This window comes from Candidatus Latescibacter sp. (genome assembly GCA_030692375.1).
GTDB lineage: Bacteria > Latescibacterota > Latescibacteria > Latescibacterales > Latescibacteraceae > JAUYCD01.
The window spans coordinates 1-8,795 of record JAUYCD010000126.1; the positions used below are offsets into that span (position 1 = coordinate 1).

The window sequence follows — 8,795 nt, forward strand, 5'->3', positions numbered from 1 at the left end:
CTTTGGATGCAAGCATTCGCTCCTTCAACTCTTCAGGTGTCAAATGCGAAACAATGACTGCCTTTCTCATCTCCTCTACCTCCTTCTGGGGAAATATTCCCACAAGGAAGTATACTATCATTCTTTAACGTATGCAAGCGATATAGTATAACATTCAAGAGCGAGAAATTGGCCGGTTAGTAAAGTGTTTTCCCCGCAGTTCATCCCAAATGTGCTCCACCGGATTCAACTCCCTCAGATACGCTCTTCTGCGTTCTCCCTTCCCCTTTCCCGCCACCACGTCAGGTCCGCACAATCTCTCAGTATTGCCTCGATTTTTTCAGGAAGAAGGGGTGGTACGACACCATGGAAATCCCTTTTTCGCCTACAGCATAAAGAATCTCTTCTTTTTCTGATTTCCCTCCCAGGGTGATACCAAGAAGGGGAGTGTTGCCCAGGTTACCGGAAGCGCGGATGATGAGCGAATCATCGGCGACCACAAGCCGCCCGTCACGGGTTGTGAGCACGATGTCATTCCTCCCGTGTTCTTTGACGGGACTGATTTTCATGTCGGAGATTGCGCTCCCGACACTCATGGAGAGCAGCCGTTTCCCGGTGCGGTCGTATTTGAACAGGTATCCGGCCTCGGTGGCGACGAGGATCATGGGCTCGCCGGTAGTGAAATCAACGATATCACGGATGGCGGTAACCTCATTATCGATAGTGACCGGTCGTCAATTGTCGTTCTTGGCAAGGGAAACAAAAAAAGAGATGTCTGGATCAATGCCGACTTCAAAAGAAAATGCCAGGTGTATCTCGGTTATAAAAAGCGATTCGGGTACAGCCTGGACGAGAACTCGTACCTACTCAATAATCTGACAAGGAGGTAAAATCTCAAAACGGGCCTTGCAGAAGTTTTTTAAAATCATCATGAGCAAGGCGGAACTGCCCGCTCATTTTCACATTCACTGCAGGTCTATGCTGGGATAGTCGAATCGGAAGGGAAAAAGGCAATTGAAAAATTGTATCGATAATGGCATCTCATAAGTGGGGGCAATAAAATGTCTGGATGGTACACCATATCCTGCAGCGAGTGCGGCTCAGAAATCAATGTTCATGAGGACTGGAGTAATCCACCTTCCATGTGCAAGTCCTGCAAAGAAGAACGCGCTGCCCAATGGTATGAAAAGTCATGTGAAGAGTGTGGAACAGCAATAAATGTTCATCGTGACTGGGATCATCCCCCCCGTTTCTGCAAGTCATGTAAGGCTGCCCACGAGGAGAAGTGATTTGAAAAAACCTGCGAGGGATGCGTTGCTATAATGAAAGTGTGCCGGGACTGGGATAACGCTCCAAGATTCTGCAAAGCTTGCAAAGCCCGGCATGACGCCAAGTGGTATGACAAATCTTGCGAAAAATGCGGCGCTATTATGCGGGTATGCCGTGATTGGGATCATCAGCCTCATTATTGTAAATCATGCAAGGCCACAAAGGAGGCGGAATGGACGGAAAAACGTTGTGCCGACTGCGGCTTAATCATAAAAATTCACCGTGATTGGACGCATCCGCCCCAGAGGGCGGACAGAGGAAGTTGTCGCTTAAGTAAGGATGGATACAGAAGGTCTTATATTCGCGGATAAAGTCGCGGTTGCCATTGATCATAAGACCGGTGGAAAACTTTCCACCATCCGTAAAGGCAGTCGCGGGGTGTTTTTCCCGAAGAGAACAGCCGATACCTATAAACCAAGCACAGGGGAGAAGACTCATAGAACCGCGATGGTTACCAAGAATTCTTTTCCCAAGAAAGTGGCGGAAACCACAAGAACAAACCAATCCGAGTCACTATGGTTGACTGCAGATGCTTGCCGACACTGAAAAGGCGTTGAACACAATTTAAAACCGCCAGACATGATGTGGGGTGATTTGTTGCTGAAAATCTTGTTGGAATTATGTTATTTATATACTATATTTCAAGGTGTAAATGCCATTTTTCGATGAAACAGCATTATTCTCTTGAAAATGTGTATAATTGTATACATGATTTAATGGGAAATAACGCAGTTAAACAAGAAATATTACGCGAAACTTTGTGGGGCGACTGTGGCGGAGCGATAAGTACGAAGAGGTATATATGAAGGACTATACCACCATTCGCGAGTACATACCGGACAGCACTATGACGAGAAGATGAGCGATCTCTTTTCTCCGCCAACTCGAGATCCCCTAGCCGGATATCAATCTGGGGTGCGGCGGGGGAAGCCATGCGCAGCAAACCGCGGCGATCATGGCCGCATTCGAGCCAGTTGTGCTGGAGCATCGACCCGATGCCGTGCTGGTGGTGGGCGATGTCAACTCCACTATTGCCTGCGGCATGGTGGCGGTCAAGCTGGGGGTGAAGCTCCTCCATGTAGAGGCCGGACTGCGGAGTTACGACCGTACGATGCCGGAGGAGATCAACCGCATGCTGACCGATGCGATAAGCGATCTACTTTTCTGCACCGAAAAAGCAGGGATTGAAAATCTTCTCAAGGAAGGCGTTAGTGAGGAGAAAATTCACCTTGTCGGCAATGTCATGATCGACACGCTGCTGAAGAATCGTGAGAAGGCCGAGCGGACCCGCATCCTTGAAGAAATGCGGCTCGATCCGCGTTGCTATGCCGTCGTGACGCTGCATCGGCCGGCCAACGTGGACGACCTGGCGGTGCTGGCGGGATTGGTGGATGTGCTTGATGCTGTGCAGAGTGACATGCCGGTCATTTTCCCGATTCATCCTCGCACAAATCATCATTTGATGGCAAACGGGCTAAAAGGACGGGTCGATGTGATGCACAATCTGCGACTGGTGGAGCCGATCGGTTACCTTGAGTTTTTGAAACTGATGGCCAATGCGCGAATTGTTCTAACTGATTCTGGAGGAATACAGGAGGAGACGACGATTCTCAAGGTTCCCTGCCTGACGTTGCGTGAAAACACCGAGCGGCCGGTGACATGCACGCTTGGTTCGAATCGCCTCGTAGGGACGAAGCCGAAGCCGATCATTGCGGCTTATCGTGATGCTATGAATAACAGGAACAGCACGTCGCAGATCCCCCCGCTGTGGGACGGCCGGGCAGCGGAGCGGATCACACGGATTATCGTCGAACAAACGGTATAGTGATCAACGGTGAAAATTCCTGCTCTGTCTTTCCGTTGTCATCTTCCATTGTCGCAACAGCTTCAAAGCTATAAAGGGTAGTTTGGCTGGCGTTCCACTATAGTTGCCCACAATATTTTGCTGGCACCTGTATATCCCATGCTTGCAAACCACGATTAAAAATCAGGTTGGCTAAATCACTTGTATCAATTCTCCATCTCTCCAGCAAGGTTCCACCATCGATCCAATGTAAAAAATGCCATGTTGTGGCTTCATCAATTCTATATACAATATGGGGATATATTATAATTTGACAAGGGATTTTGTTATTTCTCACTATTTCTAATTTTACTTATTACCTCCTTATTATCTTGCACCCAGTTGCGTTTAGTTGTTGAATTTTTTTGCTCTTGAAGCGAGCATGGTATTTTCATCTTCGGCCTTACTGCGAGATCGTCAAGTCCGGGGCATTTTCAAAGTGAAAAAAACCGCGCTTCGCTCATTCAAATCTCGCACAGGAAACTCAATATTTATTAAAACTTTTTCTTCACGATTTTCTTTTTGTCATAGAACCTGCATAGAACCATTACAAATATAAAAAAACCACATTGAATATTGCTGCAAGTGGCTGTTATTATTGAATATTTTATGGAGCCAACGAACCGAATCGAACGGTCGACCTGCTCATTACGAGTGAGCTGCTCTACCGACTGAGCTACGTTGGCCTTGCCCTGAATCTACGGAAAATTACCATTAAAGTCAACTGGTTTACGAGGATGATATAGTCATGCCGAACTTGTTGCCGCTTGGCGGGAACGATGAAACCGTTTCGGCATCTATCAATTAAACAGATTTTTTACAAAAGTCTTTATGATACCGAATTATCTATTTGAGAAGAAGCATGCTCTGGGAAGCGGTCATTGCCCCCATGCGAAGCCGTGTGATATACACTCCCGAAGACACTATCTTGCCTTTATCATCCCTGCCGTTCCACTGCATCGAATGATTCCCGGCGGTTATGGCGCCTGAAACAAGCTCACGGATTTTCTGGCCGGAAAGATTATAAATGGCAAGAGTAGCCTGTCCGGTTCGGGGAAGGGAAAATACGATCGTAGTTGACGGATTAAACGGGTTGGGGAAAACTCCGCGAATGGAGAGAGCAATAGGGAACGCTGCGGTTTCATTCACCGAGCTCCCTTCCGGTATGTATCGGGTGACACCCTGGTCGGTGGCGAACCAAAGTGCGCCATATTTGCCCACCGCGACTGCACGGATGTTGTTGGAAGCGATATCGCTCCAGTTGGTATCCAAAGGTGAGGCGCTGGAGACGCCGTCAAAACGGCAAACTCCGCCGCTGACAGTACCGAAATAGATCATGTTTTTTTTATCAACTGCAATTGAAGTAATGTGGTTATCAGAGAGGAAATCCAGTGTGGTATAAGATTTGAATTTGCTTCCGTCAAAACTGGTAACACCTTTATCGGTGCCGAACCACTTGACATTTTTGGTGTCCACCGCGGCGGCCAGTATCGTATCGGAAATCATTCCGGGATACTTGGTATTCTTTGTTGTATAGGGAGTGGCGAAGGAGACCGCATCAATTTTGGTATTCATAACCGAGATGCCGTTATTGGTCCCTATCCAGATTTCGGGGCCGTTCTTAGTGGTTTCGTAGGCGATGGCATTGACATGGTTGTCAGCAAGTTTCTGAGCAGTGGTATCGGAAGCGGTATAAGATTTCCATTTGGCGCCGTTGAAACTCATCAATCCCTTATCGGTGCCGAACCAGCGTACATGCTGAGTATCCACAGCGGCGGAATAAATTTTATCCGAAATCATGCCGGGATACTTTGTATTGGTCGTGGTATAGGGCGTTGCGATGGTGACCGCATCGGGTTTGGAACTTATCACAGATACTCCCCCTTCGGTTCCGACCCATATTTCATCGCCATAAGGACCGAATTCATACATGATGGTATTTACTGTATTATGAGCCAGTTTATTTGCGGTTTTATATGTCGTCCATGTTTTTCCATCGAATCTTGAAAGACCGTTAGCGGTGCCGAACCACATTATTCCATTGCTGTCCATACCGATAGCGCGCACATCATCACTGGCCAGACCGCTGTTTTTCGTGGTATATGTTATCCAGTTTCCACCAACATACGCTTGTGAAACAGTTGCGAGGAAAGCGATGCAGATCGCCAAAGCAGGTATTGCCCCAAAAAAAGGCCGTAACCTCATTTCTTTCTCCTTTACATGGAAATCGCTAAGAGATCAAAAACGGAAATAATAAGCTGTAAATTGTCGCAAAATATACAATATATCACCATAAAAATCAAATATTTTCGTATCATTTCGCAATTTTCAGCCATACACGGATAATATTTTATCTTGAATGCTTGAAGAGAGAAAATTATATTAGAAGATTGAGCCAATTGCAAAAGTCGAGATTTTTGACGCAGCCCCCTTCAATCCACCCCGCACGTACTTCGTACGAGCGGGGACCCCGTGTCCTTCGGACATCCTTCCCCCGAAGGGGGCAGGAAACTGCTGTGGAACAACTACTTCCCTTGCCCCATTCGGGGGAAAGGGATAGAGGAATAGGGGGCTGTAGTTAACAATTTGCCTTCTTTTTTACATATAAAACGACTTTTGCAAATGCCTCGATTAATAATAAAATTTGGTTCTTCTCCAAAAGAGTTGGCAAAGAAATTTACTTATAAGGGTTGCATTGAGGAAATGATCTCAATCCAACCCTGAATTGAAATATTTTGTTAGTTGCTGTCAAGCCCAAGCAAGTCAGCCTTCGGCTGAGGCTTGACAGATTGAGGCTTGTATAGATTATTTACGTAACAAAACTTTTTTTATCCCTAACGATGCAAAGTCCCCCTTCGGGGGATCTAGGGGGCTGCCTCTCAAAGAGTTATCTCATTTTGCACTGCAAAATTTACCAACTAATTTGGAGAAGAGCCTAAAATTTTAACCATAAACTATGTGAATTGATACAACTTATTTTAAAGAAAGGTGTGTGTATGCGTCCTTCGAAAGTATTTCATATGTTGCTTATGCTTTTCCTTTTTTTCAGTCTTTCCTGTTCAAAAGATAAAAGCGGCGAAAATAATGCCCCTGCTCCGGCCAAGCAGGCAATCAAAACCCAGGAGGGTTTCTTGGGTTGGAATTCCCTTTCACTGGAAAACCGGTATACCAAGCTCGATATTGTTCCGGAACTTGGCGGGAAGATCATGGGATATAATCTTCGCGGATACCAGATTCTCTGGCATGATTCCAAAAAAGAAGGGTATGTCGAAAAAGACCAGGGATACGGATTCGGCCAGAAATTCTTTAATCCCGGCGGCGCCAAAATTTGGCCTGCGCCGCAGGGCTGGAGCGGTAAGAATGAATGGCCGGGACCTCCTGACAATGTGCTTGACGGCGCTGCCTATGATGGAAAACTGGATAACGGTGTCATAACCGTGACCAGCCCGCGTGACGATGGCGAGGAGAGAACCGGCTTGCAGTATAAACACTTGTATTCACTCATCCCTTCGAGCTCCATGGTAAACCTTAATCTCTCGATGACCAATGTGGTAAAACAGCCGGTTACCTGGGGACTCTGGCATCTGGCTACTGTCCCGGTTGACCGGAAATGTACCGTATATGTCCCGGTGAACAAGGGAGACTGGCATGTCGTTTACGGAGAGAAAAAGAATCCGCAGTGGATGGATGTGGAAAACGGGATTTTCCGTGCAAAATATGATAAACAGGTGGGAAAAGTGGGCATGAAAGTCCGTGAGGGATGGGCGGCCTGGCATGACGAAGATAACAATGTGGTTTTTGTCATGTTCTTCCCAGTTAAAAAAGGCGCCCAGTACCCGGATGGCGGGAGTAATTTTGAGATATGGACATCCGGAACAGGAACCATAAAAGCCAATAACAAGGATGTCACCACCGAGTATTCCCCCGAAACTGCACTTATGGAATTGGAAGTGATGGGACCGCTGACTCGTCTCAATAACGGTGAATCCGCCAGACTCGATGTCACTTGGGCGGCGTGCCACGCATCAGGAGTGAAGAGAGTGATTCCGGCAGGAGTGGTGGCTGAAGAATTGAAGGTAAAGGATGATATCATAACCGCAAAATTCGGTGTTTTTTACGGGGGAATTCTCCAGGTAGTGTATCTGGATAAAAATAAAAAACAGATCGGTATGAAGAATCTCAGTGAAATATCTCCCCTGGGTGAAATTAATATTGAACAGCCAAAGACCGATTATTCTTCGATTGCCGCCGGAATCCGCTACCAGGTACTGTCGTACGACAAAACAACGACCCTGACGCTTGGCGAGATTAAGTTTTAGAAGAAAGGTGATTCATGAGATCGTTTCAATCCATCTGGTTTATTCCGCTCATCCTGGCATTCCTGCTCACCGGATGCTCGTCCGGCGGTCAGAAATTGGAGGGCGACCACAAGATTCCTCCCGGCGCCCGTGAAGATTTATACTTTGAGATATCGGCGCTTGGCTCGGCTTCTTACTTCTACGACCACCGTGAAGGGCTCCGGCTGGCCGGAGAGCATTTCGGAGTGCAGACCCAGTATAAGGGACCGGCGGATCTGAATATTACGGCCATGATTCAGGCGATCGAACTTGCAGTGGCTCAAAGGCCGGCAGGTATCATGGTAGTCGGGTTCGAGGAATCGCTCAACAATGCAGTGAACAAGGCGGTGGATGCAGGAATTCCGGTGGTCACCCTGGATTCAGACCTGCCCAATTCCAAACGTATAGCCTTTGTAGGGACAGGCAACTACGATGCCGGCTTCCGGGGAGGACAGAAACTGGCCGAACTTTTACGTGGTAAAGGCAAAGTGGCAATCCTGACCAAAGTCGGGCAGCCCAATCTCGAAGAACGAGTCCGTGGATACAGGGAAGCTTTGGGGAAATACCCGGACATCGTAATTGCCCGGATAGCCGATACCAAATCGGAAGTCCCGATGGCCGCCCAGGCCGCCGCATCCGTCCTCGCGGCAGTGACTGACCTCGCGGGAATCGGCTGCGTCGAGGCTGCCGGAGGAGCTGGCGCCGCGACCGCAGTGAAAGAGGCCAAGGTTATCGGAAAGGTCAAGGTGGTTGCGATGGACCGTGACAACGATATCCTCGCCTATATCAGGGACGGGGTGATAGACGCCACCGTGGTTCAGCAGACCATGCTCATGCCCTATTACGGCCTCAGCATCCTGTACCAGATCAATCACCATAACCTCCCCATCTCGAAAGATAACAAAGCGGCGGGAATCAGCGCAGTACCCCGGGTCATCGATACCGGCACCATTCTGGTGGACAAGAGCAACTGCCAGCAGTTCATGAGATAATGCAAGCAGGTGTTAATCAAAAGAATTCCTCGAAGCTCTGCTTCGGGGTTATCTTTTGGGTATGAGCGAACACATACTGAAGAGACATAATAAGAGTATACTCCTCTATCACATTGAATGTCCGGCGAAATATCGGCGGAAGGTACAGAGGAAATAGAAAGGACTCTGAAGGAAACCTGTTTGGGAATAGGGGAGCGATACGAGATACATTTTATCGAAAGAGATATTTCGAAGAAACCCGGAGGTGAGAAAGGTTCTCTGTGGCGGTCAGATATGGACGACCGGTTCTACATCAATACTGTGGGTGCATATGCG

The 8,795-nt window shown here is 47.7% G+C and carries 5 protein-coding genes and 1 tRNA gene; 3 read left to right on the forward strand and 3 right to left on the reverse strand.

Annotated features, from left to right (window positions below):
• Window positions 1–299: 299 nt before the first annotated feature.
• The gene (locus Q8O92_07890) at window positions 300–644 is read right to left on the reverse strand and encodes a hypothetical protein (GenBank protein MDP2983235.1); all 345 of its coding nucleotides are present in this window, start codon (window positions 642–644) and stop codon (window positions 300–302) included.
• Window positions 645–2,263: 1,619 nt separating this feature from the next.
• On the opposite strand from Q8O92_07890, the gene wecB reads away from it, so the two are divergent.
• Window positions 2,264–3,133, forward strand: a complete 870-nt coding sequence (gene wecB, locus Q8O92_07895) for a UDP-N-acetylglucosamine 2-epimerase (non-hydrolyzing) (protein MDP2983236.1) — start codon at window positions 2,264–2,266, stop codon at window positions 3,131–3,133.
• 628 nt (window positions 3,134–3,761) lie between these two features.
• Here wecB and Q8O92_07900 read toward each other — a convergent pair.
• A tRNA-Thr gene (locus Q8O92_07900) sits at window positions 3,762–3,837 on the reverse strand.
• Between the two features lie 160 nt (window positions 3,838–3,997).
• Window positions 3,998–5,356 (reverse strand): two-component regulator propeller domain-containing protein, encoded by a 1,359-nt coding sequence (locus tag Q8O92_07905; GenBank protein MDP2983237.1) that lies wholly within the window; start codon window positions 5,354–5,356, stop codon window positions 3,998–4,000.
• A 926-nt stretch (window positions 5,357–6,282) separates the two neighbouring features.
• Here Q8O92_07905 and Q8O92_07910 point away from each other — a divergent pair.
• Window positions 6,283–7,470: a DUF4380 domain-containing protein gene (locus tag Q8O92_07910; protein MDP2983238.1), complete on the forward strand. Its 1,188-nt coding sequence runs from the start codon at window positions 6,283–6,285 to the stop codon at window positions 7,468–7,470.
• A gap of 14 nt (window positions 7,471–7,484) precedes the next feature.
• Window positions 7,485–8,480 carry a substrate-binding domain-containing protein gene (locus tag Q8O92_07915; GenBank protein ID MDP2983239.1) on the forward strand — a complete coding sequence of 332 codons (996 nt, stop codon included), beginning with the start codon at window positions 7,485–7,487 and terminating at the stop codon, window positions 8,478–8,480.
• Window positions 8,481–8,795: the final 315 nt, after the last annotated feature.

Excerpts from the sequence above, each read along its gene's own strand:
- wecB (MDP2983236.1), top strand. The coding sequence starts at position 2,264 with ATGGCCGCATTCGAGCCAGTTGTGCTGGAGCATCGACCCGATGCCGTG.
- Q8O92_07905 (MDP2983237.1), bottom strand. The coding sequence starts at position 5,356 with ATGAGGTTACGGCCTTTTTTTGGGGCAATACCTGCTTTGGCGATCTGC.
- Q8O92_07890 (MDP2983235.1), bottom strand. The coding sequence starts at position 644 with ATGATCCTCGTCGCCACCGAGGCCGGATACCTGTTCAAATACGACCGC.
- Q8O92_07915 (MDP2983239.1), top strand. The coding sequence starts at position 7,485 with ATGAGATCGTTTCAATCCATCTGGTTTATTCCGCTCATCCTGGCATTC.